The sequence below is a fragment of the Edaphovirga cremea genome (assembly GCF_003332275.1).
GTDB classification, from domain to species: Bacteria; Pseudomonadota; Gammaproteobacteria; order Enterobacterales; family Enterobacteriaceae; genus Edaphovirga; species Edaphovirga cremea.
The window spans coordinates 59053-85552 of the sequence record NZ_QOVA01000003.1 but is presented as its reverse complement, the minus strand read 5'-3'; the positions used below and the strand labels follow the sequence as shown (position 1 = coordinate 85552).

28 protein-coding genes and 3 pseudogenes are annotated in these 26500 nt (G+C 47.0%); 10 read left to right on the top strand and 21 right to left on the bottom strand.

Annotation, left to right across the window (positions count from 1 at the left end; translation table 11 throughout):
• The first annotated feature begins 79 nt into the window (after positions 1 to 79).
• Complete coding sequence (locus DRI82_RS05480) at positions 80 to 607, top strand: hypothetical protein (RefSeq protein WP_114192497.1); 528 nt, start codon at positions 80 to 82, stop codon at positions 605 to 607.
• A gap of 963 nt (positions 608 to 1570) precedes the next feature.
• On the opposite strand, the gene DRI82_RS05475 is transcribed toward DRI82_RS05480, so the two are convergent.
• The 9 genes from DRI82_RS05475 to DRI82_RS24270 form a co-directional block, all read right to left on the bottom strand.
• Positions 1571 to 1984, bottom strand: a complete 414-nt coding sequence (locus tag DRI82_RS05475; RefSeq protein ID WP_114192496.1) for an ImmA/IrrE family metallo-endopeptidase — start codon at positions 1982 to 1984, stop codon at positions 1571 to 1573.
• 116 nt (positions 1985 to 2100) lie between these two features.
• Entirely contained in the window at positions 2101 to 2460 is a 360-nt protein-coding gene (locus tag DRI82_RS05470; RefSeq protein ID WP_114192495.1) for a helix-turn-helix domain-containing protein, read from the bottom strand.
• A 515-nt stretch (positions 2461 to 2975) separates the two neighbouring features.
• Positions 2976 to 4736 (bottom strand): DNA primase family protein, encoded by a 1761-nt coding sequence (locus DRI82_RS05465; RefSeq protein WP_114192494.1) that lies wholly within the window; start codon positions 4734 to 4736, stop codon positions 2976 to 2978.
• On the bottom strand, positions 4733 to 5071 hold the full coding sequence (locus tag DRI82_RS05460; protein ID WP_114192493.1) for a hypothetical protein: 339 nt from the start codon (positions 5069 to 5071) through the stop codon (positions 4733 to 4735). The genes DRI82_RS05465 and DRI82_RS05460 overlap by 4 nt, the downstream gene beginning before the upstream one ends.
• A complete protein-coding gene (locus DRI82_RS05455; protein WP_245956782.1) occupies positions 5068 to 5310 on the bottom strand; it encodes a DUF4222 domain-containing protein in 243 nt (80 codons plus the stop codon). Before DRI82_RS05455 ends, DRI82_RS05460 begins: the two co-directional genes overlap by 4 nt.
• Positions 5303 to 5503: a hypothetical protein gene (locus DRI82_RS05450; protein ID WP_114192492.1), complete on the bottom strand. Its 201-nt coding sequence runs from the start codon at positions 5501 to 5503 to the stop codon at positions 5303 to 5305. The genes DRI82_RS05455 and DRI82_RS05450 overlap by 8 nt, the downstream gene beginning before the upstream one ends.
• Entirely contained in the window at positions 5493 to 5726 is a 234-nt protein-coding gene (locus DRI82_RS05445) for a hypothetical protein (RefSeq protein ID WP_114192491.1), read from the bottom strand. Before DRI82_RS05445 ends, DRI82_RS05450 begins: the two co-directional genes overlap by 11 nt.
• The gene (locus tag DRI82_RS05440) at positions 5719 to 5922 is read right to left on the bottom strand and encodes a hypothetical protein (RefSeq protein ID WP_114192490.1); all 204 of its coding nucleotides are present in this window, start codon (positions 5920 to 5922) and stop codon (positions 5719 to 5721) included. The genes DRI82_RS05445 and DRI82_RS05440 overlap by 8 nt, the downstream gene beginning before the upstream one ends.
• Positions 5915 to 6190 carry a host cell division inhibitor Icd-like protein gene (locus DRI82_RS24270; RefSeq protein WP_245956781.1) on the bottom strand — a complete coding sequence of 92 codons (276 nt, stop codon included), beginning with the start codon at positions 6188 to 6190 and terminating at the stop codon, positions 5915 to 5917. Before DRI82_RS24270 ends, DRI82_RS05440 begins: the two co-directional genes overlap by 8 nt.
• Before the next feature lie 130 nt (positions 6191 to 6320).
• Here DRI82_RS24270 and DRI82_RS24265 point away from each other — a divergent pair, with 130 nt between their 5' ends.
• The gene (locus tag DRI82_RS24265) at positions 6321 to 6500 is read left to right on the top strand and encodes a YlcI/YnfO family protein (RefSeq protein ID WP_225527841.1); all 180 of its coding nucleotides are present in this window, start codon (positions 6321 to 6323) and stop codon (positions 6498 to 6500) included.
• Between the two features lie 475 nt (positions 6501 to 6975).
• Here the strand turns inward: DRI82_RS24265 and DRI82_RS05430 are convergent, their stop codons facing one another.
• From DRI82_RS05430 to DRI82_RS05395, 8 genes are all read right to left on the bottom strand, one after another.
• Positions 6976 to 7773 (bottom strand): antA/AntB antirepressor family protein, encoded by a 798-nt coding sequence (locus tag DRI82_RS05430; protein WP_114192488.1) that lies wholly within the window; start codon positions 7771 to 7773, stop codon positions 6976 to 6978.
• Between the two features lie 14 nt (positions 7774 to 7787).
• Positions 7788 to 8072 (bottom strand): helix-turn-helix transcriptional regulator, encoded by a 285-nt coding sequence (locus DRI82_RS05425; RefSeq protein ID WP_114192487.1) that lies wholly within the window; start codon positions 8070 to 8072, stop codon positions 7788 to 7790.
• A 105-nt stretch (positions 8073 to 8177) separates the two neighbouring features.
• On the bottom strand, positions 8178 to 8948 hold the full coding sequence (locus tag DRI82_RS05420; protein ID WP_114192486.1) for a DUF6387 family protein: 771 nt from the start codon (positions 8946 to 8948) through the stop codon (positions 8178 to 8180).
• The gene (locus DRI82_RS05415; protein WP_114192485.1) at positions 8945 to 10174 is read right to left on the bottom strand and encodes a tyrosine-type recombinase/integrase; all 1230 of its coding nucleotides are present in this window, start codon (positions 10172 to 10174) and stop codon (positions 8945 to 8947) included. Before DRI82_RS05415 ends, DRI82_RS05420 begins: the two co-directional genes overlap by 4 nt.
• A 576-nt stretch (positions 10175 to 10750) precedes the next feature.
• Entirely contained in the window at positions 10751 to 11134 is a 384-nt protein-coding gene (locus tag DRI82_RS05410; RefSeq protein WP_170138682.1) for an HVO_A0114 family putative DNA-binding protein, read from the bottom strand.
• 4 nt (positions 11135 to 11138) lie between these two features.
• Positions 11139 to 11504 (bottom strand): toxin-antitoxin system TumE family protein, encoded by a 366-nt coding sequence (locus tag DRI82_RS05405; RefSeq protein WP_114192483.1) that lies wholly within the window; start codon positions 11502 to 11504, stop codon positions 11139 to 11141.
• 560 nt (positions 11505 to 12064) lie between these two features.
• Positions 12065 to 12517 carry a glycine zipper 2TM domain-containing protein gene (locus tag DRI82_RS05400; RefSeq protein ID WP_114192482.1) on the bottom strand — a complete coding sequence of 151 codons (453 nt, stop codon included), beginning with the start codon at positions 12515 to 12517 and terminating at the stop codon, positions 12065 to 12067.
• Positions 12514 to 13074, bottom strand: a complete 561-nt coding sequence (locus tag DRI82_RS05395; RefSeq protein ID WP_114192481.1) for a lipoprotein — start codon at positions 13072 to 13074, stop codon at positions 12514 to 12516. The genes DRI82_RS05400 and DRI82_RS05395 overlap by 4 nt, the downstream gene beginning before the upstream one ends.
• Positions 13075 to 14051: 977 nt before the next feature.
• Here DRI82_RS05395 and DRI82_RS05390 point away from each other — a divergent pair.
• From DRI82_RS05390 to DRI82_RS05360, 6 genes are all read left to right on the top strand, one after another.
• Complete coding sequence (locus DRI82_RS05390) at positions 14052 to 14342, top strand: hypothetical protein (RefSeq protein ID WP_114192480.1); 291 nt, start codon at positions 14052 to 14054, stop codon at positions 14340 to 14342.
• A 475-nt stretch (positions 14343 to 14817) separates the two neighbouring features.
• Positions 14818 to 15738 carry a kdo(2)-lipid IV(A) palmitoleoyltransferase gene (gene lpxP / locus DRI82_RS05385; protein ID WP_114192479.1) on the top strand — a complete coding sequence of 307 codons (921 nt, stop codon included), beginning with the start codon at positions 14818 to 14820 and terminating at the stop codon, positions 15736 to 15738.
• A gap of 442 nt (positions 15739 to 16180) precedes the next feature.
• Positions 16181 to 17206, top strand: coding sequence for an amino acid ABC transporter substrate-binding protein (locus DRI82_RS05375; protein WP_114192477.1), 1026 nt, complete (start codon positions 16181 to 16183; stop codon positions 17204 to 17206).
• Positions 17207 to 17290: 84 nt separating this feature from the next.
• Positions 17291 to 18469, top strand: a complete 1179-nt coding sequence (locus DRI82_RS05370; RefSeq protein WP_114192476.1) for an amino acid ABC transporter permease — start codon at positions 17291 to 17293, stop codon at positions 18467 to 18469.
• A 9-nt stretch (positions 18470 to 18478) separates the two neighbouring features.
• Complete coding sequence (locus DRI82_RS05365; RefSeq protein ID WP_114192475.1) at positions 18479 to 19588, top strand: amino acid ABC transporter permease; 1110 nt, start codon at positions 18479 to 18481, stop codon at positions 19586 to 19588.
• A gap of 8 nt (positions 19589 to 19596) precedes the next feature.
• The gene (locus DRI82_RS05360) at positions 19597 to 20343 is read left to right on the top strand and encodes an amino acid ABC transporter ATP-binding protein (protein ID WP_114192474.1); all 747 of its coding nucleotides are present in this window, start codon (positions 19597 to 19599) and stop codon (positions 20341 to 20343) included.
• A gap of 31 nt (positions 20344 to 20374) precedes the next feature.
• Here the strand turns inward: DRI82_RS05360 and DRI82_RS05355 are convergent.
• Positions 20375 to 20644, bottom strand: a pseudogene (locus tag DRI82_RS05355) (LrgB family protein); the annotation flags it as partial.
• Between DRI82_RS05355 and DRI82_RS05350 the strand changes: the two are divergent.
• Positions 20629 to 21150 (top strand): annotated as a pseudogene (locus DRI82_RS05350) (LysR substrate-binding domain-containing protein); the annotation flags it as partial. The pseudogenes DRI82_RS05355 and DRI82_RS05350 overlap by 16 nt on opposite strands.
• A gap of 66 nt (positions 21151 to 21216) precedes the next feature.
• Here the strand turns inward: DRI82_RS05350 and DRI82_RS05345 are convergent.
• The 3 genes from DRI82_RS05345 to DRI82_RS05335 form a co-directional block, all read right to left on the bottom strand.
• On the bottom strand, positions 21217 to 22866 hold the full coding sequence (locus DRI82_RS05345; RefSeq protein WP_114192473.1) for a Na+/H+ antiporter: 1650 nt from the start codon (positions 22864 to 22866) through the stop codon (positions 21217 to 21219).
• 243 nt (positions 22867 to 23109) lie between these two features.
• Entirely contained in the window at positions 23110 to 24477 is a 1368-nt protein-coding gene (locus tag DRI82_RS05340; RefSeq protein ID WP_114192472.1) for an NCS2 family permease, read from the bottom strand.
• Between the two features lie 806 nt (positions 24478 to 25283).
• On the bottom strand, positions 25284 to 25952 hold the full coding sequence (locus tag DRI82_RS05335; RefSeq protein WP_114192471.1) for a glutathione S-transferase family protein: 669 nt from the start codon (positions 25950 to 25952) through the stop codon (positions 25284 to 25286).
• A 294-nt stretch (positions 25953 to 26246) separates the two neighbouring features.
• On the opposite strand from DRI82_RS05335, the pseudogene DRI82_RS05330 reads away from it, so the two are divergent.
• Positions 26247 to 26411 (top strand): annotated as a pseudogene (locus tag DRI82_RS05330) (EAL domain-containing protein); the annotation flags it as partial.
• Positions 26412 to 26500: the final 89 nt, after the last annotated feature.

Genomic DNA, 26500 nt, shown 5'->3' with positions numbered 1-26500 from the left:
GCCTCGAATAAATATTCTACAAAAATATAAATATGATATCCATGTTTTATCGGTAACAAAATACACGACGGAGAAAGGTATGGCATTGAACTATTTAGATCTGGATAATAATACACGTAAATTTATGATGGAAGAGATTCAGTACGATAAAGACAATGATAATTTCTATAGGAGTAATTACCTCACACCACATGGTAAAGAACAGTGGCCATCTCTACTCGAAGAATCCATTGCACATGATGACGCATGGCTTGAAAAACAAATTCAGCGGAGAGGATTGTTAGCGCAGTACCATACGCGTAAAAAACCCACCGGCGGTACCACTCAAGCAAAAGTACCAGTAACCGCAGCAGCGACTTTAGCAGAAGGAGAATTTAATCGTTTATACGCACGTGGCTTATGTGCAAGGGTTATAGAGGAAGGTGGACAGACGGTTGAAGTCTATAGAGCACGAGCCTCAGTAAATCCAAGGCCAGAATCCCAAGCCATTATCGGAAAAAATTTTATCGCCCGAGACATTATCCATGATCTGCGTACACACCCTGGCGTAGATTCAGCCCTTGGCGTCCCCCAAGGCCCAAACTCAGGTATTTCAATAAAAAAATAAAATGATGAATTAATATAAAGGCATATCACTAACTTATCGGTATGCCTTTGATTTTTAAATCTAATAACTCGTCATCCATTCAAAAATGGTTCGGTTGCAAACGCCTATACCCTTTAAAATATTCAATCAGTAAATCTAACTGTTTCGTATTGGCAACTATTCTTTCACCAGAAAGCATATGCATGATAAACCCATGCGAGTCTTCCCAAAAGAAAACTCCTCCACTAAAACCTTAGGTGATTCACCTGAACGTAATCATTATCATAGACATTAAACTAATCCCTCCAGCGTTAACCGCTAATGTGTCATTGCTCAAATTGTCGAAGAGTCTAAATAACTTGGCATTCATTTCAGCAACAAAATGATTATTCCCCCGATTAAACGAACTAGGGTTAAGGCCTGCGGGGGAGATGGTTGGACCATTGATGCGGTAAATGGAATAAAGCGTAGAATGTTACATGATTTTGATTAAAATGATTTTTAGATCTTCAACTTAACTCATTTGATATCTCTTACCGCATTTCTGTCTATTCTTTTACGTTAGAGATATTCATTTCACCGATGTATGAAATCGAAAATCACATGCAAATGAATGAAGCATCTTATAAGAAGTCAATGATAACTAAAAACGACATGGTATAAGCCATGCCGTCAAGTTAACTTAGCAACGTACTAAGAAAGCCCAAGCTTCATAACCATAGTCATGAGCATCCAGTACTTTCCCGGATTTCCCCCGAACTTTACGGTATCGGCAGAAGATCCAGCGGAACCCTTTCGGAGCCGCATTGGAAACAATTGAACGTAGATCCATCCATAAACACCTCCTTAACCAGAGAGATTTTTCCTTGAACCATCTCTCCAAAAGTGTTAGCTTCAGGATGCGTTTGAGAAGTTCTTGGTGATGACGCTCTTGGTATCGTCACCTGTAGCCCCTTGCATTGGTTGGCGCCATGCAGGGGGTTTTTACATTCTATTTACTTGGTATCTAGCAGCGTCTACTGAAACCCCACAAACTATTGCGACTTTTTCAGCAGGCATCGTTTTAAAAACCGCTGAGTGTGTTGCTGGTACTAACAATTCCCCACTAAAACACTTTGCCTGCCATTCACTGCTTTCAAATGCCCTGATATTTACACCAGGAGCGGCTCTGGCAAACGCTATGTTCTTATGCAGGAGCAGATGTCCAAGCTCATGTGCGGCCGTCATTCTGTCACGACCATTTCCATTTAGAGCCCCCTCATAGATATCTTCCCGCAAGATCAGACGATTTTCTTGTGGGTAGGTTAATCCATGTGTTCCACCCATATCGTTAATATCACCAGCTTCGAACATAAACCCAGGAATAAGTTGCGGTAGAGCGAACTCAATCACTTCCATGATTGGAAACGAAGGTCCAGTAATCCGAAAAGTTCCCCTTAATGATCTCACAAGGCCCCTGATTGAATCTCGGCTTTGTGGGGGTACACGATAATCTTGTCCGCTCAAGGAGCCCCCTACTTGTTATTTTTATTCAAAAGATTTCGCAATTTTGCAAAATCAGTGTCACTTAGTTCATCAAAGTTTCGGGCAAATGCCATCGCAACCTGACGAGCGTTTTCCCCTCTACCTGACAAATTAATCTCAACGGTCTGCTGCGAATCTCTGGCTGCTTTAAGTAGCTCTTCTTTTTGTTCTGGACTGGCGTTAAAGAAATTAATAATACTATCCAAAATAGGCTTGGTGACTGTCCGCTTACCAGTCTCGATCGCTGATAGATAAGAGGAAGTCATACCCATAGCCTCAGCCATACTTTTTAAAGTAATGCCGAGGTCTATCCGTATTTTTCTCACTGTCTTACCAAACGGCGTTAACATGATGTGCCTCTCTTAATGTTACAGACCCATATATCCTATGGGTCACCGTCAATGTACACAAACCCAGATGAATAATCAACTGATTTTTGTTGATTATTTTACACCTAATAGTTAACTTCGGCTCTCTCAAAAAATCATTTTGACTTGAAATTATAGATCATGCCATCGTTAAGCTTTCCATCCCACACCCTCTCACCTGTTTTTCATGGATGTTGATGTTTCCGTTTCAATTCAGCCAATATTATTCCTCTATGTGATAAAAAATAAAATTATGCTTTTAAGTCTCCACCTCTCCACCCAAGCCATTTTCTTTATTAAAATCATGATATTAATGGGTGGTGACTATGTTTTTAGGTCTCCGTAAGTCACCACCCTAAGCCTCCACCTTTTTATCTTTTGGGTGGAGAGGTGGAGACTAGGTGGAGACTTAATTCAAAGGTCTCCACCCATTAACCATATGTTTTATAATACATATTTTACTGAGTGGAGACGGGTGGAGACTTATTCTATAACTTTTACTCTGTACCCCCTGTGGCCTGTGGTAGCCATTCCTCTGCATCCTCGCCCAGCCTGATGTTAGAACGCATGTTTCCCTTGGTGCTTTTCTTCCTGATGTACTCTTTGCCGTACTCAGCCATTGAACCAGGCATGTCAGTAGCAAACCGATTGAGTGAAACCGGTTTATTCAGCCCGTTGCTCTGCATGTAAGCTAGGTACGCGTGATACAGGTACTTGCGCGGGTTAAACGGAATGATGCTGGCATTACCAATGAATAGGCCATCACATTGCATTGACGCCATCAGATAGCCGCAGAAGTCCACCAGCGAATCACCCTCACGTTTAATGGCCAGCGCCTCTTCTGATTTCTGCTGTTCGAACAAAAGCCGCTTCGCTTCTGACTGGTCGGCAAAACGTATCAGAAGGTGACGAATGATCACCGGCAGTTCTGCCTCTATTTTTTCCGACAACAGCGGATCACGCTCATTTTCTGGTACAACCTGCGAGAAGTTGAAAATCACCCGTCGCCGCGATATACCGCCGCTCCGGTCACTGAATGACATGGCGTTATTGTTCACCGCCAGAATCACCGCAGGTATCCGGGTGGAATAGGGCGCTTTATGTTTTGGGTCTATCGCTACCTTATCACCGCCAGTAATGGCCTTAATTCCTGCCCCATCGCCCGCATAGCGCGACATGTCAGGCATGATGATAAGGGAGTAACCCACTATCAGCGCCCTTTCCCTTGGCTCCTCAAGCGCCTTCATGCTGGCTGATACCGTGTTGGCTTTCCCTGCCAGCATTGTGCAGATTTCCGCCAGCACGCTTTTACCACTCCCACCAGCGCCAGTTATCTCAAGAAATAACTGCCAGTCATACCGGTTCGCCATCACCATATACAGCGCAGCCAGCACACGATCCGCTTTCCGGGCATTACCAGCAGTAGACCAGTTCAGCCACTTCCAGAATGCCGGTGCATGCGTGGTGAGGTTCTCCCCTTCCGCAGCCTGAACAAACTCCACATCGCTGGCGATCAATAACCAGTCCTCTTTACGATGCTCTCTGAATGAACCTTCTCTGGTATCAAAAACACCGTTGCTGAAGCCGATCAGGTTACGCGCGGTGGTACCCATTATTGGCAGGCTTAATTTCATGGTATCAACAGCGTTCTTCATAGCCGGCATGGAGTAAGGCACTCTCGACTCCATGAAAATTGCCGCCATTTCCCGCGCCAGCGCCTTATCAGAAACGGGCTGCCAGATAACATCGTTGTAGTGATGTACCGTGTCAGAATCGCCATTAAGCGCAAGTAGGCCGTCATAATGAGATAACAGCACTTCCCCGCGCTGGCTTGGCCCCATTTGATTAAGCGTTGGGGTAGTTCCATCGACCGAAATGAAAGGTTCTGGCTTATTTTTGGTTTTCTTCACTATTGGTGCAGGGAATAGCCGGTTGATCCGTTCGTTATCGCAAAGAAGCGCCTTTACTTCATTTTCACCAAGAAATCCGGCTATCAGCTCAGCACGGGTCTTTCTCTGCTTTTCACTGTCGGTCAGGACTAATCCGTTTTCGCAAAGCCATTCATAAGTCACACCACCACCAGGGACAAAGGTTTTCAGCTTCTGAGCCAGGGCGCCATAACGTGATGTCTTGTCACGATGGCGGGCTCCCGCGGCACTGGCTTCTTTCTTGTCTATCGGATGACCGTTGATCCAGCGATAAACACAAGAGAACAACGCATCAGACATCACCTCTGGGTTAAGAACCTCAATAGTCATAGCTGCGGCCTCGCTGACATGGTGAATTTGCCGATCAGGGGGTGATACCAGTACTTGCTACCGTATTTACGCTTGGCACCGCGAATAATGATTGTGGCCGCTTCACGGAATTTGCCTTCATGCACTGCATAGCTGGCACCGTGACGGACGATCAGCACGCCGCTGTTACGAGCCAGTTCCTCGGCTTTCTTGGTAGAAATTCCCATCTCAGCCGCCATAGTGCTCAGCGGTGCCATACCTTCTGGGCAGGTGTCTTTACGGGCCATAGCAGCCAGCGCCAGCTCGAGGGCCGTAACACGTTTTTCAAGCTCATTGAATTTCAGTGGGCTGATCATTTTGCACCTGCCTTTTTATTCACAGGCTTAAACTCACGCTCAAAACGGGAAAGAGGGATGACTACTGATAATTCATAACCAGCAATAAAATAAGTTACCCGGTTAAACTGAACTGATAGGACGGTGACTTTGTCGCCATTAGCTGCTGCGTATTGGGTGTTTGGAATGATCATGGTTGATCCTCCTCTTTGTTCCGGCTTGGTTCTAACTTCAATCGATTTTAGGGTCGGGTTATGCATGGTGGGCCTCCCGCTGTGCCTGCTCTTCGATGAGCCATGCAGATACTGAATCAATGAGATTACTTGCCATCACTACAGCAGTTTCAATGTCGCAAAACTCCATATCGTCAATGACTTTGCTAAGCATCAGCAGGGTAACGCTCGCCTGATTTGCTCTTTCAGCGGCCTGCTGGATTGTGATTTCATGCAACATGTTCCACCCCCGGCTCGTTAATGGTGGATTGTGCCGCCGGTTCGAGCTCTTTGTAGGCAAGACACGCCAACGTTAAAATCGCGGCTATTTGCCAACTTTCCTCGTTATCTTTTTGGTTATTATTGTCAGATAGAGCACAAATAACGCCGCGTAGCTGCTTGATGTAGAATTGTGAATTATTTGCTGCATCAATCAGTTCGAGGCGGGTAAGGTTATTACACATGGCGCACCTCCTGAGCTCCTTCCAGTTCCATCAAACCAATGGCTATCGGTCCGGAAAGGTTCAAAGCGAGATCTATAAGATCTTCCATGTCTCCCTTTGCAATATTTTCTCTTGCCAGACTTAAAGCGATGAGCAATGCATTCAAGTGGGTGGCTTGTTCTGCAATTTCTTCTAATGAGGAGAGTTGTTTAAACATGATGCACCTCTCCGGTGATTTGGTAGCGTCGATGTATGAGCTCAATCCGACCGGTGTCCAAATCAATACGGCGAAATTGCAGCGTGCTTTCAGTACGGATTTGTGCGGCAAAAATCAGTGTGAAATCAGAAGGCGCAATTTTGCTCCGAGCCTCTACTTCCGTATCTGCTTCTATGCGCAGCACTGTAGGTTTGCCACCAGCGAAGTGAATGGCCAGGAACAGGAATGTAAATTTGGGGCGAGTTTGGGTAGACTGGGTTTCAGCCATAACTGTTACTCCAATTAACGTTGTGGTTAGACGCCTCGGTAGTGTTCCACCACTCCGGGGCGTTGCCTTTTCATTCATGTGCATGTAATGTGTAATTACACATAAACACACTACATCGAGTGTACTGAACGTGTCAACACACAAAAATGAAAGACGTGGCAATCCACCATTCCAATTTCGGCTAGATCCTGAACTGCGCGATTTGATGGAAGAAGCACAACGCCAAGACGGTGATGAATCCTTGGCCGCATGGATAAAACGCATCATCCGCAAGGAGTTGCAACAGCGCGGCATTGAGCCAAAAGGATGAATAATGAGAAATATAAAAAGCTGGTTACTCGTCGTACTAATTGTGATAGTCGCGTTTTTCTTGATCCGTTCTTGTAGCCCTTCGTCAGTGATATGCGGAAAAAACGAAGGTGACCGGATGCATCCAGCATGTGAAAAAGCTTTGAATTCCGAGCTAAAAGGCTGAACGAAAATTTTCGTTGAGTGAGTATTGCCTGGGGTGTGCGCTAATGTCGAATACCCCTCCATCACTGCTATCATTACCGGATTTCCGGTAACGTGATCGAACTCAGCCAACAGCTCAGTTACATGAGCGACAAAACTCAAATTTGAGCTTTGCTTACTAATCAATACATTAGATAACAACAAGGTTGCACCAGCGCAGCTACGAAAATAGCGTCGATTGACCTGATCGATCAGTATGGTATTCTGACTTGGCTTAATATTTGTGCTTTGACATTGGCGGCCCGGCAAGGCCGCTTTTGTTTTATGGTCCCTCATTCCAGCACCTCCAGACGCTTAACCAGCCAACGCTGCGCCAGTTCGGTGAGCCTAGCCTTCCTGGTTACTGTCAGCGTGTCCATATCCAGCAACGCACAATCACGGTTCTCCAGGTACGCCAGTAGCGCCAACTGATCAGCGTTCATTCTGTCGCGTACCTGCTTTGATGGAATCCCGTTATCCTTTGCCCACTTCACCGGATCGACGCCCAGCACCAGCTTATTCAGGAACCGGCTTTCATTGCTGTAGGCAAAGCCTTTTTGGCTGTCGCCGGTGCGCTCGATATAGCCTTTCATCGCCTCGGCCATACTTTTGTGATCTTCACAGGCAGCCACACGGTTTTTACGCCAGTTCAGCAAAGCGGCTTGATGTTCTTCAGGAGCTGCAAGGCGCAGACGTTCTTCACAGTCGATGAAATAACGGCGGGCGGCTTTGCCTTGATCGTTACGTTCGACCATAGATAGCTCTTTGCCCATGTCCAGGCTAAGAATGTAATCGTGTTCTATCTGCTGGCGAGATTTTGCGCTCCCCGAAACGGGGGAGCTCAAATCTTCAACAATTATGTAATCCACACCCTCTTTAAATCCGTACTGCTTGATACGCGCTTTTATCCAGGTGGTGAAGTCACGGCCAACCTTCAAAAACACATGCAGCTTTCTGCCACTGACCGACTGAATATCTTTGTTGCCGATATTGCTGATCGATACGGGGATGCGTTCTGCAAAATTGACGATATTCTGATTTTTGGCGTGAGTTTGCCCCTGGCCAGTTGTGGCCATATTTTCAGTTTTCATGTTTCAGTCCTTAATTAAGCAGAACGGCGGCTATATGGGTTATTAACGTTTTCAACGGTTGGCGGATTACGAACCCACCACAACACATCACTTAATAGCCATGCACATGAATTACGGCCGAAATGGCAGCGGGGAGGGAACTTGCCTTCATTCTCGAACAACCAACGAGTGGTGCGGGACAGACTGGTAATGTCTTGGCACTCACGTTCACGGATACGCTTGTCGTAGGTGAAGCCGTACTCACTAAGAATGGTACGGCGTTGCTCTGGGGTAGGTGGTGTAAAGATAGCATTTATCATGTTGCCTCCACTGTTTATGTGTTTGTGGAGGTTATTTTGGTTTCAAAGAATTAAACCTGCACTATATACAAAAAAATCATTTTTTATCATATAAAATAGCAACAATTATTTATTAGATATTTCATGCTCGATTTTATCTATACTTTTGCTGTCAAGAATCGACTCAATAAATGGCTTTATGGTTTGAGCAATATTTATAGAGTCATAGTCACCATCAGGAAAAAGAGATACGGCTAAAACACCATTGGTTATTTTATTAGACGTGGCTTTTTCCCACATAATTAAATCAATCAATGGGAAAGCAGCATAGGAAATTATTTTATCTTTTATTATAGGCCAAGTATTTTTAATTAATGGTGTCGGTTCTGGTATCCCAAGATCTTTCCTCCACATTTTAATAAGCTCCAATAACTCGGATGTAATAATAGCATCTTGCTTTAAAAGATTTACTTTACAGTAAAACCCATCAAAGTATAAAGAAATATCATTCATTGCGGATATGTGCTGATAGGAATCAATAAACTCATCATCAACCCTATCATTAATATCAATATTGTTATTTTCCTTCAAGTCTCTAGCAATAAATTTAATATCTCTTACAGATAGTGGAGAGATAGAAGAGCTTTTTCTTAAGAAAATTGATTTATCGTAATCATCTCTTACCCAAATCGGTATCACATTGTCATCTACGTTTACATATAGCCCTTTCTTTAGTCTATCCTCGAAAAAATTCTCGTTTTTATATTCCTCAACCATCATTGCATTACAACGGCATGACAACTGATGGACTATTTCTTCATCAGACATCACCTTGTAGCAGTCGTAATCTGCTAACTTAAACCAATCTGGTAGATTTTGCTTCTTATCAATTCTCATTTCTCACCAGCCTTTAAAATAATAACGTTTTCATGATTACCTGCAAGCACTTCCAACCGCTCTATCCACTTGTTCAGTGCGTCAATTTTTTCCGGTAGGTATTGACTGCGATTGTAAATTGCCATAACACCAGGCATCGAATGCCCTAATAACTGTTCAACCACATGCGGAGCAATGCCCAATTCATTCAGCTTGGTGGCAAAAGAGCGGCGCAAATCGTGCAAAGTCCAAGGCTCCGCTTGATTAAGCCGCTTATGCATATTTCGCCCTGTCTGGCTTACCGCTTCTGCCTTTTTCACTACACCCAATAGATAACCGCTCTTTTTATTATGGATGCTAAGCTCTTTAATAAATTCTCGTAACTGTACTGGAACGGGCCTAATAATTTTCTCACCTGATTTACTATGCTCTTTTGGCACCGTCCATAACCATTGCTCTAAGTCCCATTCTTTCCATTCAGATAATCGGGCTTCTTGCGAGCGGCAACCAAACACTATCAAAATAGTAAGCAGTGCAGAGTAATACGGCGAAAACAACTCATTATTATTAGCAAGTTTCCATAATTGCCCTAACTCACCATCATATAAAACCCTATCACGCTTACGCTGTTTCTTCCCAACATCAGGAATGGATAAATCGTCAAGCCAATTACTCACAGCATATCTACGTACACGACAAAACTTAAGAGCCTGTTTACACATCTGGAAAATATATCCAGCAGCAACAGGAGATTCGTGTTTTATGCGGTCAAAACATTTGAGCCAATAACGTGTTTCACAATCAGTAAGTGCCATACTGCCAATGTAAGGATAGATGTGCTTTTCAAGCTGAGCCTTATGCCTTTCGACGTTAGCCCGGTTATCCATCGCATATTCATCAATCCAATATTTCAAAGCCTCTTTCACCGTAACGGGTTTAAGGCTTTCTTCCATTGTTAGGTTAAACTGCATCCTGGGATCTTTACCTTCCGCCAGCCAAGAACGGCACTTATCCCGAACATCACGCGCCTGCCTGAGCGTCATGTCAGGGTATTTACCCAGCGTCAGGACAATGGCTTCAGTTTCCCGGCCACCGAGCCGATACTTGAAAGTCCAACTGATAGAGCCCTTCTTTGTCACCCGGACCATAAGCCCAGCACCATCAGCCAGTTTCATAACGCTTTCACGTTCTACACCGTGTAATGATTGCAGCTTTTTGTCTGAGAGCTTGTGGATGCCTGTAGCCATAGCGTGCCTGGAATGTCAGTTCATGAAATTTCGAGTACCCCACCAGCCAGCAGCAAGGGTTAGAGAGCCATTCGTGAAATATCAGTTCATACACAGATCACGATTCTGTGTACCCCACCGAGTACCCCACGGGTTAATGTAAGACAGCATAAACGAGGAAAAGCACTGGAACAATATACAGTTGATTAAATTTATAACGCATTGAATTTAAACTATATATTTAAATATGACGAAAGCACTCGAACATGAATTTTGAACCTACGGCATGAACTGATTACTATCAGTTAACGTATTGAAGAAAGGCGCTTTTCCTTTATTGGATAGCGCCTTTTTTGTTGGAATGACTACATCAATGACGACACATCTTTGTGAACGTCGTTATACCGCGATGAACAAACGCCATAGCGACAATTGTTAACTTGACAAGGTTATTGTGGTTGAAGCCGTGTTGGACCACCAGCGCTGTTGATTCGATGAAACGCAGAATGAGATAAACAGGGTGGCAGTATCGCCAGGGTCGTTCACCTTGATGACTATGGATCTGGATCTAAAAAAGCCCGGAAATCGGGCTTAAAATTATGCGACCTTCTGATTCAGCATTGCCGAATATTTTTGGTCTACCTGAATATCGAAGTCGGTAAACAGGGCTACTGGTTTAACGCTGCGCCCGTTCTTTTCCAGTCTAACAAAGCCATGTAGGCTAAGTGTCTTTAACGTGACTGAAAGATTACTGACTTTTCGCCCAGAAAGCTCTGCCAACTCTGTCAGCGTTTCCGGTTTTTGCTCGTCCATCATCCGTAGCAGCGAAATATTCTCATTGCTTAGTACCTGCGCCAAGGCAATCATGGATGTAAACCACACCTTTGGCTCGCCAGGCTCGGGTATGTACTCACCTTTGACTATCGCCAGCGTTCTCTTGCGAATGAGTTCTTCTGACATTACACCGATCAGTGCCTTCATCACGCTAACCTCTCTTTTCTCTTTCCGCTATCACTTCGTCCATCTTCTCAAAGAAGTCCTGGATCAGTTGAAATGCGGAGGTAAACTCGTAAGGGTATCCCTTATCGCTGGGTGTCCGGTGAATGTGATCATACACCAACCGCCCTGCGTACATGCCTTTCTTCGGTGGCTTTATGGAATGGGCATTGTCCATCCCAAATACCCTCGTGTTATGTTTATCATGCACAGTAAGACTGTATCGAATACCGTGCGGGATAAAATTATTGGGTTTGACCTTCCACACATCTACTTTCCACCAGTAACCGTCCTCTCTGTTAACTCTTTGCCCATGTAATTCAAGTAGATAATCTAAACTGGAATCATGTTGCATACATCGCCCCTGCAATACTTATGACCTAATCATAATATTATGATTCCTAGAGTTCAAACGGTTTTGACAGTTTAAATTGTTAATGCTGTTGTGCTTGCTGTCAGAGGTGGAGGAGGTGTTTGGTGCCCCTCTCTTGAAACTTTGAAACTCACATTGCATTCTTTTCCACGAAATGATTTTTTGAGGTGCGTCTTCTGTACAACAGTCTCGTAAACGGCGTTTATATAGGCTGTTTCTTTTTCTGAAAAAAGAGGCGGGTAATTCGCTGCCGAAGAGAGAGGTCTCTCTTTTGTATTCGAGCTACAAGCTGAAATGATGATCAAATGGAGAACAAACAAATGTGTTTTTTTTTCATTTCATAAAATCCATTTAAGAGCGTAATCCTAAATTACGCGGGGACAATATCGTTATTATTCATATCATTCATTACAAATTGCTCAGGAGCCCTATATTTCTCACGCAGAACTTTATCATTTTAGTAAGCAAATCAACCTCAGTTAATATCCTGCCAACTAAAGATAGCGCCAAAAAGCCCACCTAAAAGGTGGGCCTCATACTATTCATTGACGAGGATCCGGGATTATACGTGATGGACTTCCGTACAAAACCAGTACGTTATTTCCCATAACAAAAATCGGGCTGTTCCCCTGAACAATAGTCATCAGATTACCGTTGGTGGTCTGAATGACATATTCCATTCCTTTTTGTTTTGTTGCACTGGCTTCAATAGCTGCACCAGCAAGGCCACCTACTACTGCACCACCCAAGGCTCCAACAATATTGGATCGGGTACCCCCACCCAAGGCAGATCCAGCAGTAGCTCCAGCTAAAGCACCCGTCGTTCCACCAAGAGATGTCGTTCCTCTTATGTCAACTTCCCGAACACTGATAACCGTTCCTGCAATGGTGCGATTTACTTCGCCGACGGAGCCAACTGAATAGCTATTTGGAGATACATCTTGCACGCATCCAGCCAGTAATAAAGGCAGACACAGCAAGTATATCCTTATCATTTGCCTCCCCCAGCAGGAAACATCGGTCTAGCAATATCAATAGTTTCCAAAGATTGGAGGAATTGAGTTATGTTGTTCTGAATGGCTCGGTTGACCGACTCCCTCGCCCTCACATAACCAACGAATGCATATGAAATAGGCACAATTCCCGTTGAGGTAACATCTTGTGTATAAACAATGTCACCGTTATTTCTGTTAATCAGTTCGTATCTTGCTATCGCCTTGGTAGCCATGTCCAATCCAACCGCAGGGGCATTAACCGCAAGGATCTTAACCGACAAACTTAAACGAGTATCTGCCCCATCTTTGAAAATAACCATTCTATCAATGGATTCTTCAAGCGATGCCTTCCAAAATTGAGGAAGCAACTCCATTCCGGCCTGAATATCCCCTTTTTGTTCATCGGGACGTGCTAGTGACACGGTTATGGACTTGAGTTCAGCGTCAATTTTTTTGTTGCTCACGCCGACATTCGGAACTGAGAAATTCAGCGGAGGAACTGATGTGCATCCTGTCAGAACAAAAATAGCCAGAAAAACAACCAAATACCTTTTCATTCATCCTTTTCCTTAAGAAATTTACATTCGGTTACATCCTATCAGAGAGTCAATACAAGGCAACAAAAACCACATCATTAAAGTGGTTTTGAAATGGGTGTTTAACTTTCTACAAAAATAATTGACAATGGAAGGCTTTATCAAAAAAAGAGAAGCACATTGCTGCACTTCTCTTTGGGATTTCCTGGTGTGAAAGGATAATAACGCTGAATCATTACCGGTATCTATTTTATGCAGTTTTACTTTCTCTATCTTAAACGGAGGTTGGTTTCTTTCCTTCCTTGACCAACCTGGAGGGTGACATTAAACATAAGACCCTCTGGGAACTTTTATTATATTTGCTGTATTGATAAAAACAAGATAGCCAAAAGATAGTCATTTAATTATCTTCATTAGTTTTACCGCTGAAAGGTTCAAGCATTAAAGAAATGTTAAATCATCTGCCAATGAAAGGATAGCTAATGGAATCATGGCAGGATAATCATTATGGAAAACAATATAGACTTGAAATTTTGTAGATAATTCAATCGATAATTAAGTTCAAGATTCTGTTGTTTTCCTTCCATAAAATAATCTGAAATTGCTCAAAAAATTAACAATAAAAAAACAAAAACAATATAGTTTAACTCAGATTGCCGCCTTGTTATGAGAGTATTCCTAGCGAAATTTCTTGAACATAAGAATCGTTCTTATAATTACAAATAATATAATTCTTATGCGGCACTTCTTGCAGACCAATGAACTTCAAATAAATACTTGATAAAAGATGCAAAGAATATTTTAAAATGCGTAGTTGATCACAAAACTTATTGTTAATTATTCCTACGCTGTCATCAAAACAGAAATAACCTTTTTAGATACTTTTTTTATTGCACTTGCAGATAATTTAGCCAATATAATCTTTGCCTTCCAAGGGGTAACAAACCGAGCGTGGAAGTGAAAGTGTTGAGGATCGAAAGACGAAAAGGAGCGGTTCTATGTCGGAGTTTGAGTATCTTTTGTTAGGTGGCAGCAGGCATGGCACCTGCCACACTGAGAACGGCTACAAGCCAACTCTCGAATTTCCTTGCCAGCAAGTGAAGGGCAAAATTCCCTGTTCCAAAACTGAGCGCGAGAATCATGAGCGTTATGACGTTTACTCTGAAGAAAGCCTCGACGGTAAACGTTACCTGATCGCTTGCTGTGGCGTAACCGATTTCCCCGCACAGAAACAACTTTATCAACTGATTATTGAAGCTGGCGTCACCCCACTTCCTGAAACCTTGTAAAGAAACCGTCCCGTTAATTTTTTAAATATCCCAGGGGAGATTATCCAGGGATATTTATGTTGACCAAAATTTCATGAAATTTGTTCCGTTGCCTCACAAACTCTACCATTAAGAACCAGTAAGAAATGAGTGGGTGAATTCTACCCGCACTGCGATAAGCTAGAACCCAATCGCTTCCTCAAAGCGTCCGCTGACTACGTCCCAAACAGAGATTGAATATTGTGATTATCAGACGATTGAACCCTCTTTGTTCTGTAAAGTGCGTGATATACTTCGCCACTAAGTCGCCTCGCACGTCAATAGCCTCCACTGAAGCCCATTAGCATCGAGATCGCCTATAAAAGTGTAAAGTTTGCGTCAAGGACGGTGTTTTTTTAACGTTAGCTGACAACGTGTGTCAAAACTTACGTATCGCAAATGAGTCTCTTCCATATGCGTTACGTCGAATACCTCAATGCATATATCGAGTTGTGATATGACAGATCCGCAGAAATTTAATTCATCACTGCTTCGTCCACGCTACTGGCTGACCTGGTTTGGCCTGGGTGTCCTGTTCCTGCTGGTTCAACTTCCTTATTCGGTTCTGTATCGACTGGGAAACTGGCTTGGCAGAACATCAATGCGTTTCTTGAAAAGGCGCGTGTCCATCACCCGTCGCAACCTCGAACTTTGCTTCCCTGAAATGGATAAAGCCCAACTTGAACGTCGGATTGTCAGCAATTTCGAATCGCTGGGAATGGGATTGATTGAAACGGGGATGGCGTGGTTCTGGTCTGATAAACGCGTAAAACGCTGGTTCGATGTGTCTGGGCTTCATCATCTGAAAAAAGCGCAAGAAAACAATCGCGGAGTACTGGTTATCGGTGTGCATTTTATGTCACTGGAATTAGGTGGCCGAGCAATGGGTTTGTGCCAGCCGATGATGGCAATGTATCGCCCGCACAATAATAAAGCGATGGAAGTGGTCCAAACCTGGGGTCGCATGCGATCCAATAAAGCGATGCTGGATCGTAAGGATCTTCGCGGTATGGTTCGCGCCCTAAAAAATGGTGAGGCGGTATGGTTTGCCCCGGATCAAGACTACGGCCCGCGTGGCAGCGTGTTCGCCCCGCTATTTGCCGTCGATGAAGCAGCAACTACCAGCGGCACATTTATGTTGGTTCGTCTGGCTAAACCGGCGATCATTACCGTGGTGCTGATCAGAAAAGAGAATGGCCGTGGTTATGAATTGGTAATCCAACCTGCTCTGGAGGATTATCCTATTGATGATGAGATGGCTGCCGCATCTTATATGAACAAGATCATTGAGCGCGAGATAATGCGCGCACCCGATCAATATCTGTGGTTACATCGCCGCTTTAAAACCCGCCCCTCCGGTGGTGCATCGCTGTATTGATCGTATCTCCCTTTTAATAGCAAACAATGTATCTGAACCCGGCTTTATGACCGGGTTTTTTGTGTTTGATAGATCGGCATTAAATAATGAAAAAGGTTGTCTCACTAATTCAGTCAACACGTTAATATTTCGGGCTCCAGCAACGGAGCCTGATTCAGACAGATACTCCACAAATAGCCTATTTCCACACAAAAAACAGGGCTTTCTTCCTCTGCACCAAAATAATCCATTAAAAAATGCTATCGCACCATTTTAGTGCGAAATATTTCATTATGGAAGTTAATGTTACTGATCAATACATCGATGAGCCTTGTTTACTAAGAAAAATTAATTGTGGCATCACCTTTGCTAATACCAGTGAGGGCTCTGCCCTTTTGAACAGAGATGGTGCAGCCGATGCATCGAAAATGAAACTCTCCGACTTTGCCTCACAGGACGCTTTATGAAAAAAATTATGCTTTCAACGCTGATTACTGCAGCTACTCTTTTTGCTGCAGTCGGACAAGCACACGCAGGTGCAACGCTGGATGCGGTTAAGAAAAAAGGTTTTGTGCAGTGCGGTATCAGCGATGGATTACCAGGATTTTCCTATGCGGATGCCAGCGGTAAATTCTCTGGTCTCGACGTCGATATTTGCCGGGGCGTTGCCGCGGCCATTTTTGGCGATGCCAGTAAAGTGAAATATACCCCACTGAATGCAAAAGAGCGTTTCACCGCCTTGCAGTCAGGCGAAGTTGATATGTTGTCCCGTAATACCACCTGGACCTCGTCTCGCGACGCAGGTATGGGAATGATTTTTGCCGGTGTTAACTACTACGACGGCATCGGCTTCCTGACCCACAAAAAAGCCGGCCTGAAGAGCGCGAAAGAGCTTGATGGTGCCACGGTCTGTTTGCAGGCAGGTACCGATACCGAGCTGAATGTCGCCGACTTCTTTAAAGCCAACAAAATGCAATTCACCCCGGTCACCTTCGATCGTTCAGACGAAAGTGCCAAGGCTCTGGACTCAGGCCGTTGCGATACCCTGGCGTCTGACCAATCCCAGCTGTATGCATTGCGTATCAAACTGGGCAAACCGGATGATTTTATCGTTCTGCCAGAGGTTATCTCCAAAGAGCCGCTGGGCCCCGTGGTTCGCCGTGGCGATGAAGACTGGTTGATCATTGTCCGCTGGACCCTGTTTGCCATGCTCAACGCGGAAGAAATGGGCGTCACCTCCAAAAACGTAGAACAGTTGGCTGCCGCGCCAACGACACCGGATATGGCGCATTTGCTCGGCAAAGAAGGGACTTACGGTCAGGATCTTAAAGTGCCCAACGATTGGGTCGTCAAAATCGTTAAACAAGTCGGTAACTACGGCGAAGCATTCGAGCGTAACGTCGGTATGGGCAGCGAGCTGAAAATCAAACGTGGTCTGAACGCGCTGTGGAATCAGGGCGGGATCCAATACGCACCTCCAGTCCGTTAATTCCCTACCACTGATGATGTTCCGGTAGCGCTGACGCTGCCGGAACATCAGTGGCATGTTTGACCGTTTGTTGAGGTTTTCTTTATGTCGCGACGCCCAACCGGAAAAAGCAACTTTTCGCTGACCAATCCAGCGGTGCGTGCCTGGATTTATCAAATTTTTGCAGTGGCTTTGCTATTCGCCTGCGCTGGCTATCTGATTCATAACACCGTCACCAACCTTTCTACGCGCGGCATCACTTCCGGTTTTGCATTTCTGGATAAGAGTGCCGGTTTCGGCATTGTCCAGCATCTCATTGAATACGAACAGGGTGATACCTATGGTCGGGTTTTCCTTGTCGGTCTGCTGAATACGCTGCTGGTGTCCGCACTCTGCATCGTTTTCGCTTCCCTACTGGGATTTTTCATTGGTTTGGCACGGCTGTCAGACAACTGGCTCCTGCGTAAACTGTCGACGTTTTACATCGAGACGTTCCGCAATATCCCGCCATTGCTGCAAATATTTTTCTGGTACTTTGCGGTGCTGCGTAATCTGCCCGGACCGCGCCAGAGTCTGGATGCGTTTGGTCTCGCGTTTCTGAGTAACCGGGGATTATATCTTCCCTCCCCTCAACTGGGTGAAGGCAGTTTGGCGGGTTTCATTGCGTTACTGCTGGCGATTCTGCTGATTCTGGCCCTGAAGCGTTACAACCATTTTCTGCATGTCCATACCGGCAAAGTATGGCGTATCTGGCCCGTAGTGATCCTCCTGCTCGTCGGATTACCCGCTCTTGCGCATCTACTATTTGGTTCTGCGCTGCATTGGGACCTGCCAACGCTGCGCGGCTTCAATTTCCGGGGCGGCATGGTGCTGATCCCTGAACTTGCCGCCCTGACCCTGGCGCTGTCGGTCTATACCTCGTCGTTCATCGCCGAAGTCATTCGTTCCGGGATTCAATCTGTCGATCATGGGCAACATGAAGCAGCACGATCGTTGGGTTTACCGAATCCTATCACCTTGCGCAAAGTGGTATTGCCTCAGGCCATGCGGGTCATCATTCCGCCATTGACCAGTCAATATCTCAACATCGTCAAAAACTCCTCACTGGCTGCCGCTATTGGCTATCCGGACATGGTGTCGCTGTTTGCTGGAACCGTACTTAATCAGACCGGACAGGCTATCGAAACCATCGCCATCACCATGTCGGTCTACCTGATTATCAGCCTGGCGATTTCGCTGTTAATGAATATCTACAATCGGCGTATTGCGCTGGTAGAACGCTAAGGGAAAACAATGACTATGACATTACTCCCTCCCGGCAAGCCCTTGATTACCCCCGACAACAGGCTCGGACAACTGGTGTTTTGGGCACGCAAGAATCTGTTCTCCAGTTGGTTCAATAGCCTGCTGACGCTGTTTTGTCTGTGGTTGATGTGGGAACTGATTCCCCCGCTGCTGAACTGGACTATTTTTCAGGCTAACTGGTTCGGGACGACCCGCGCAGACTGCACCAAAGAAGGGGCATGCTGGGTGTTCGTACACGCCCGTTTCGGGCAGTTTATGTACGGGCTCTATCCTTTCGAAGAGCGCTGGCGCATCAACACCACGCTGGTGATTGGTCTGTTGTCGCTGATTCCCATGTTCTGGAAGGGAATGCCCCGGCGTGGACGTTACATCGCCTGCTGGATGGTGGTTTTCCCGTTGATCACCTGGTGGCTGATGTACGGTGGTTTTCTGGGCCTGAATCGGGTTGAAACCCGCCAGTGGGGCGGATTGACCCTGACACTGATTATTGCGGCCGTCGGGATCGCCGGGGCACTGCCGCTCGGCATCTTGCTGGCTCTGGCGCGTCGCTCCTCGTTACCGATCGTGCGCATTCTGTCGGTGGTTTTTATCGAGTTCTGGCGCGGCGTTCCTCTGATTACCGTGCTCTTCATGTCCTCGGTAATGCTGCCACTGTTCATGACCGAGGGAACCAGCATCGACAAGCTGATCCGCGCGTTGGTGGGTGTGGTGTTATTCCAATCCGCCTACGTGGCCGAAGTGGTTCGCGGTGGGTTGCAGGCACTGCCGAGAGGCCAGTATGAGGCCGCAGAGTCGCTGGCGCTAAGCTACTGGAAAATGCAGGGGCTGGTTATCTTGCCGCAAGCCCTGAAAATGGTCATTCCCGGTCTGGTCAACACCATCATTGCGCTGTTCAAGGACACCAGTCTGGTGATCATCATCGGTCTGTTTGATCTGTTCAGCAGCGTACAGCAAGCCACGGTCGATCCCGTCTGGTTGGGGATGTCCACCGAAGGCTACGTCTTCGCCGCTGCCTTGTACTGGATTTTCTGTTTTAGTATGTCGCGCTATAGCCAGCATCTGGAAAAGCGCTTTCACACCGGACGTTCTTCGCACTGAGGTAACCCATGAGCGACGTTGAAAAAATGATGATTACGTTGGAAAACGTCAATAAGTGGTACGGTCAGTTCCACGTTCTGAAAAATATCAACCTGCAAGTCAAACAGGGTGAGAGAATTGTGCTGTGCGGGCCTTCAGGCTCTGGAAAATCGACCACGATTCGTTGTATCAATCATCTGGAAGAGCACCAGCAAGGGCGGATTATCGTCGATGGTACCGAACTGAATGACGATCTGAGGAATATCGAGAAAGTCAGGATTGAGGTGGGCATGGTCTTCCAGCACTTCAATCTGTTCCCGCATCTGACCGTTTTGCAGAACTGTACGCTGGCGCCCAGTTGGGTGCGCCATATGCCGAAGAAAGAGGCCGATGAATTGGCGATGCACTACCTGAAAAGGGTGCGCATTGCCGAGCATGCACATAAATTCCCCGGTCAACTCTCCGGCGGGCAACAGCAGCGGGTGGCGATCGCCCGTTCGCTCTGCATGAAACCCAAAATCATGCTGTTTGATGAACCGACCTCGGCACTGGATCCAGAGATGGTAAAAGAAGTATTGGATACCATGATTGGATTGGCGCACGACGGCATGACGATGCTGTGCGTAACGCATGAAATGGGGTTTGCCCGTACCGTCGCAGATCGGGTGATCTTCATGGATCGCGGTGAGATTGTCGAACAGGCTGCACCAGAGGAATTCTTCTCAAATCCAAAATCCGAACGTACCCGCGAGTTCTTATCGCAGGTTATTCACTGATTGAACTCGGAGGGCATCCACCTGGATGCCCTCACCACATAAGACGACCAATGAAAGATGCGGCCAATATCCCGGCCAGCATCATCACCAGACTGGAAACCACGCCTTCCTGCTGACCCATCTCATAGGCTTTGGCAGTTCCCGCCCCGTGCGACGATGCACCCAGCCCTGCTCCCTTTGCCAACCCGCTGCGCACCGACAAACGCAGGAACATCAGATCGCCAATGGCCATACCAAATACCTCGGTGATCACCACAAACAGCGCCGCCAGACTGCGTTGCACATCTTCCGGCAACGTCATTTGGTGGACTCACGGTGCAACAGGCGGTGATTCATGGCGAACTGGATCTGGCGTTGACCGCCCTGCCTGCCGATGCCAATCTGCCCCTCACCTCCTTGCCGCTTTTCAGCCATCCGCTGTGCGTGGTCGTGCCGCGCACTGAGCACTGGCTAGCTCGTTCCCGGGTCGCCATCAGCGAATTGGCCCAAGAGAATATCCTGATTTACAACGAAGATTTCGCGCTTTACCGTCAATTAATCGCTGCATTTCAGGTCGAAGGTTTCACACCAAAAATTGCGGTCCGCAGCGGTCAGTGGGATTTTCTGGTAGCCATGGTGCAAGTGGGCATTGGGATTGCCATTCTGCCTGAGCCGATTTGCCAGCGATTGGACAGCAATAACCTGTTGTGGCTACCGTTGGATCCGCAACTGCCATCGCAATTGGGGTTAATCTGGCGTTAGGGGAGTTATCTCTCTCACAGCGCACAGGCATGGATCGCCCGCTGCCGTGACTATTGGCCGCAATGATTGGATTCGATAGTGAAAACCTGGACTCCCGCAGGCATGCACTGACGCCTGCGGGATACTCTGGGATCAGATCTCTTTTTCCACCAGCAGGGCTTCGAGCAGATCCAGTTCATGCAGCAGTTTTTGCAGCGTTTCGTTACTGATGCGCTGCGTGGCACGCAAGTGATATAACTCACCACGCTCCGCCCGCAAGGCGGTGAGCCGGAAACGGCGCTCCAGATTTTCGGTTTTCAGCGCGCTCTCCATGTCGTCCTTACTGGCCGTTCGACGCCGCAGCGTCCCGATGACCCTTGAACTGACCTCTTTCAGCGTCTGTTCATCAATGTTTTCCTCACTGTCCGCGGCCAGTCTTTCCTCCATTTTATGCAGGCTTTCGATAGCCACTTCTGCCGAGACAGATTTAGCCATCCGCTCCTCTTCGCGGTATACCGAATTATCGGCAATCACCACGCCTTTCAACAGCAATGGTAGCGCGATCACCCCGGCAATCAGCGAAAACAGAATGACTCCCGCCGCCAGAAATACCAGTTGATAACGTGACGGAAAGGCTGAACCATCGGTAAGAAACAGAGGAATGGACAACACACCGGCCAGCGTAATCGCACCGCGCACCCCAGCAAAAGAGGCCACCCACAATTCACGGGTGCTGTAGCTGCCGAACATCAAAGGATTCTTTTTCAGCACCCGGTTACTGAATTTCTTCATCGACCATAACCAGACGAATCGCAGCATCAGCAGCGCAAAATAGAGTATCGCGACATCGGTGAACAACTGCCAGGTGGCAATCGTAGGATCGTTTTCCGCCTGGATAATCGAGTTCTCAAGTATCCCCGGAAACTGCAATCCCAACATGATAAACACCATGCCGTTAAACACGAACTCCAGCATCGCCCAAACGCTGTTGGCGCGCAGGCGCATGGCCAGCGGTGCATTGCGGATAACACCGGACTGGCTGATGGTCATACCGGCAGCCACCGCCGCCAGAATACCGGAAACGCCAATGTGTTCAGCGATAAGGTAAGAAGCAAAAGGCAGCAACAGCAGGAACACAATCTGCGTGGCGGGATCATCACCGCTCCAGCGGCTCATGATGCGCAGCGATTTACTGTAAAGCCAGGTCACCGCAACACCCGCCAGCAGGCCACCAATCGCCACTTTCAGGAATTCAACGGTCGCACCGGAAACGGTAAACACCATTGTTCCCATCGCCACTGCGATAGCAAATTTCAACGAGACCAGACCAGAGGCGTCATTCATCAGCGCCTCGCCTTCCAGTACTCCCATGATGGATTTCGGGATACGCCCTTTGCCAACAATACCGGACAGCGCCACGGCATCAGTAGGTGAAAGCACGGCCGCCAGGGCAAACGCCGCCACCAGCGGGATATTTGGCACCATCATATAGATGAGATAACCCACGCCGACAACGGTCAGCAACACCAACATCAGCGCCAATCCAAGTATTTCACGCCCATGGTGCAAAAACTCACGCGTCGGCGTCTTCCAACCATCGGCAAACAGCAGGGGCGGGATAAACAGCACCAGAAACAGCTCAGGATCAAAATCGACATGCAAACCAAAATTTGGCCAGGCGAGAAGAGCCCCGACGGCTATTTGCATGAGAGGAAGCGGTATTTGAAAGGGCAACATTCTGGTGACCACCCCAGAGAGCGACACCACCAGAATCAAAATGAGGATGGTAAAAAAGATTTCCATGCTTTCCTTAGTCTCATTGCATTCGAAATTTAAAACTTACAGACCGATCGCCTCGGCCAGCACACCAGGGTTGATAGTAGATCACTTTTTTAGTGTGGTTAAAACTATTTAGCGTGATTAAAACCATTTGTCTTGGTTAAAACCATGTTGTGCGTTTTAGCGGTAAACAGCGAGGATTTGTTTAAAGAAGATCACTCACAGGGGACATTGCATCCCCTGTGAGTATGATACTGAAACGAGTGATTAAATCGCCCAGCCACCGGCGTAGAATACCACCAGCGCCAGCGCGATAATTACCGTGCCAAGATTTAGCTTGCGCCATTCACCGGAGAAAATACGGCCAATCACCAGTGAACTGAAGCCCAGCATAATGCCGGTGACGATATTACAGGTCAGTACGATGAATACAGCACACAGCAGGCCAGCCATGGCATCAACGAAATCCGTGAAATCCAGCTTCGAGACATTACTCAGCATCAACAGGCCAACGTACATCAAGGCTGGCGCGGTCGCATAACCGGGAACCAGATAGGATAACGGTGACAGGAACAGGATCATCAGGAACAAAATACCGACCACGGTCGCCGTCAGGCCAGTTTTACCGCCCGCCGCCGTACCCGCTGCCGATTCAATGTAAACCGCCGCTGGCGCTGCACCGACCAGACCGGAGAAAATGCTGCTCAGTGAGTCAGACGTCAGGGCTCTGCCGCCGCTGATGATCTGCCCGTCTTTATCCAGCAGGTTCGCCTGCCCGGCAACAGCACGGATAGTCCCAGTTGCGTCAAATACCGCCGTCATTACCAGCGCCAACACGCTCGGCAGCACGACGGGTTTCAATGCCCCCATAATATCGAGGCTGAACATCAGCGAGTTCCCCTCAGCATCTGACAGGCTCGGCATGGCAAACAGGCCCTGATACTTCACGTTGGGATCGAAAATCAGGCCAATGACCGAGAGCGCGATGATAACCAGCAGAATACCACCCGGAACGCGCAGTTTCTCCAGACCGAAAATCACGGCCAACCCAAGTAACGTCATAATGACCGGGAACGACGTGAATGCCCCCAGCGCTACCGGCAAACCTTCAATCGGGTTCTTGACGACCAGACCCACGCCATTGGCGGCAATCAGCAGCAGGAACAGACCGATACCGATACCGGTTCCGTGCGCCACGCCCATGGGCAGGTTACGCAGGATCCACGAGCGAATGCCGGTGACAGAGATAATGGTGAAAAGAACACCCATCAGGAATACGGCACCCAGGGCCACTGGAATACTTATTTGCTGACCAAGCACCAAACTAAAGGCGGTAAAGGCCGTCAGTGAAATAGCACAGCCAATCGCCATAGGCAGGTTAGCCCACAATCCCATCAGCAGAGAACCAAAACCAGCGACCAGACAGGTTCCCACAAACACGGCAGTGGGTGGGAATCCGGCTTTACCCAGCATGCTGGGAACCACAATCACTGAATAGACCATGGCCAGAAACGTCGTCAGGCCAGCGACAATTTCCTGTCGCACATTACTGCCGCGCTCACTGATTTTAAAAAAAGCATCAAGCGAACTCTTTGGCTGAACGGAGCCGTTCGCTTGCGTGTTGTTACTAGACATGTGATGTCCTCTGAGTGTGGTCTGAAATTGTCAACGCATGGTCATTACGGAATCGTTTCCGTCACGTTCGTATCCCTGATCCGACGTTTCCTGAGATGGGTGACAAGAAACAAGGCAAACGTTTAACTCTCAGCGCGTCTGACGATAGTGAAAGTAGCAGTTTATAAAACGCAAACGATTATCCTGCCTCTTCAGGGGGCATTTCAACCATAGATCGCGACATTTTGGTATGAATGTTGATTTAAACGGCGTTTGTCAGAAAGAGATGACACATATGTTGCTATCAATTTTCCTGGAGGTCTCTTGGCGGCTTTAAATGTGCGGTATTTACGCTGGGATATTGGCGGTTAAATAATTCTCACAGGGTGAGCAAAAACAGAATTGAAACGATCTTTCAAAATTTATGTGATTTATCTCACAAAAATATTGATCTTCGTTTCGAGCAGGCGTAACCTTATAAACGTGATGAAGATCACATCTAATAAGATAACCCATGAGGACCTGCAAATGAAACTGTTCAACAAAATCATCAAAATGTTCGAAAACATGAGCTTCTCTTTCGGTACGTTCAACGGCTAATTGTACATGCATAGGAGTTTCAAGATGAAAATTGCCCGTAAAATAAATCAAATCCTACAATTGCTGGGCAAAGCTTATATTGGAGCTACGTCCAAAGCGTTGTACTAGTCACAAAGAAGTACGCAGTAGTAAAAAATGGCAGAAATGCCGGATGCGCGCCAGACATCAATGTCATACCGCGCGCATAGAAATTTTGAATGGCTGCCCAAGGGCGGCCATTCTCGTTTTCAGCCCATGAGATTATACGGGCCTCCCTGCTTGAGTGCCTGCTGGTAAGCAGGACGCGCCTGAACCCCTTGCAGCCACGCCTGGATTTGTGGCACCCCGTCCAATCCAGCCCGCGAATCCATGACCTCGATGGGAAAACTCATCTGGATATCCGCGGCGCTGAAATCATTGCCCGCGAAAAATCGATTCTCGGTCAGATGATTTTCAAGATAGTCACGATGGGTCACCAACTGTTTATCCAGATAATTTTTCTGCACGCCTTGCCCTATGGCGCCAGCAATTGGCCGCAGTAACCACGGCATCGGCGGATGACCCAGGCGGCCAAATATCAGTTTCATTACCAATAACGGCATTAGCGATCCCTCGGCATAATGCAGCCAGTAGCGATACTGTTGACGGGCAAAGTGATCGGTAGGTTTTAATTTACCCTGTGCATCATAGGCTTCCTGCAAATATTCAATAATTGCCCCGGATTCCGCCAGCGTCAGATCATTATCCATCAATATCGGTGACTTTCCGAGAGGATGGATCATCTTCAATGCCGGTGGTGCCAGCATGGTTTTTTTGTCCCGGTGGTAAGGCTCAATCTGGTAAGGTACCTGAAGTTCCTCAAGCATCCACAGAATGCGCTGGGAACGGGAGTTATTAAGATGATGGACAATGATCATATAACCTCTCTTGAGTTAAAACCCTATCGTCGCGGTTAGCTGTTGTCATGGTTAACTGTTGTCATGCTTAACTATAGCCATGGTTAACTACAGACGCTGCCGCACTCTCTTTTTTACCTCACCAAAGACTGCTATCTCTCATTGTTGCAATACTTGCCTCACATACGGCACTCGACATGGCCGGACGCGTAGTGACAACGGATAAGAACGCGGCGCGCTGGTGGGCGGCTCATTCACAATGCGTAATCCGGATGCCAGCGTAGAAATCCTCGAGCGGCTGAATCAAATGGGCGTGAAGACGCGACCATCGTGTCAGCCGTTATCGCTTTAGGACAGACACTGAATTTGAAAGTGGTCGCAGAAGGCGTTAAAACCAGTGAGCAGCAAACGTTCCTGACGGAGATGGGATGTGACAGCTTGCAGGGATATTTGCTTGGCAGACCGATGTCCGCAGAATAGATCGCCGGCCATGATAATACCGACTGGCTGAAACCTGCCGACGAAGCGGAAAAGGAAGAGTAAAGAACGGTTGTAGACAGAATACTAGG